Annotated in this window: 2 protein-coding genes; both read right to left on the minus strand. The window is 31.3% G+C overall.

What is annotated here, in order from left to right:
- Nucleotides 1–183: 183 nt before the first annotated feature.
- Complete coding sequence (locus tag B4H69_RS12475; RefSeq protein WP_291094205.1) at nucleotides 184–684, minus strand: lipocalin family protein; 501 nt, start codon at nucleotides 682–684, stop codon at nucleotides 184–186.
- Nucleotides 685–687: 3 nt separating this feature from the next.
- The coding region (locus B4H69_RS12480) for an alpha/beta fold hydrolase (RefSeq protein ID WP_291094207.1) at nucleotides 688–1,417 on the minus strand (730 nt) is incomplete at its 5' end.

Genomic DNA, 1,417 nt, shown 5'->3' on the forward strand with positions numbered 1-1,417 from the left:
TGATGCTGCAAAATTTGATTTTAATAAGACTATTGGTCAAACAGGACAGGAATTTCCTGTTGCAGATAATATTAATCCTCTAACTGAGTAATTTATTTTTTGTATAATAAAAACTAAAGAATTAAAAACCCACTGAATTTACTAAAAAATCATTGGGTTTTTAATTAGGAAATTAATCACACATCAATCTTGCTTTGTCCACGTTAATTGGGAAATATCATAACCTTTTTCTTCTGCATAGTTGATATACTTCTGTTTTACCTCTTCTGAGATTGTTTTCTTTCGAGATAAAATCCACATATAATCANNATTATATCCTGAATAAAATGGTCCAAAAAATGAAACTTTCAGCGCACCTTTTCCTTCTTCTCCATTAAAAGTTGCTTTTCCATGTGCTTCTTTCCATTTATTCTCTTTGTCATCAAATCCACGATTATGGACTTCAATTACTCCTTTTTTATTCAGAAAATAAGTTGCTGTAACTTGATTCAAATTCTTTTCAAACTTAAAGTCGAAACGTGCTATTTCATACCATTTTCCCATATATTGTTGTGCATCAAAATTTTCAACAACTGTTACATAAGATGGTATTTTTACTTTTCTAAAATTTAACCACGCATAACAAACTCCTCCTAAACCAGCAATTGCTATTCCGGAGATTATCTTTTTACTCGAATTTTTCATATTCTAATCTTTTTGGTGTTCTATATTCAACAGAAATTCTACCAAATCCATATTCAACTGCTCTTTATGAGTAATATTCAAGCCATGCGGAGCATCTTCATAAACAATATAAGTCGAATTCGTAATCAATTTTGAAGCTTGATCTCCTGCTGTTTTTATTGGTACAGTTTGATCATCTTTTCCATGAATAATTAATGTTGGCACATCAATCATTTTACATTCAGTTCTAAAATCTGTATCCATCCAAGAGCGTGCAGCTTTTAGAGTTGCAATAGGTGAAGCATGAGAAGAAACAGAGAAATCAAAATCTAATTGTTCTTTGCTTACAGATTTTTTTAACAAACCATGATTGTAAAAGCCTTTATGAAAACCTTCTAAAAATTCCAAACGACTTGTTTCAAGTTGATGAATAATGTGATCTAAATCCTTTTGCGGAACGCCATACTCATTATCATCAGTTTGTTTTACTAGAGGAATAATTGAACTAATTAAAGCAATTTTTGAAATATTTTTGTTTCCGTAATTCGCAATATAGCGAACTACTTCTCCTCCACCCATCGAAAAACCTACTAACACTACATTTTTCAACTGCAAATCATCAATCAACACGTGTAGATCTTCTGCCAATGCATCATAATCATAACGATCCCATGTTGCACACGATTTTCCAAAACCTTTTCGGTCATAAGCTATACAACGAAAACCAGCTTCGACAATTTTTGGAATTTGATAT

The organism is Empedobacter sp. UBA6745, from assembly GCF_002453775.1.
GTDB classification, from domain to species: domain Bacteria; phylum Bacteroidota; class Bacteroidia; order Flavobacteriales; family Weeksellaceae; genus Empedobacter; species Empedobacter falsenii_C.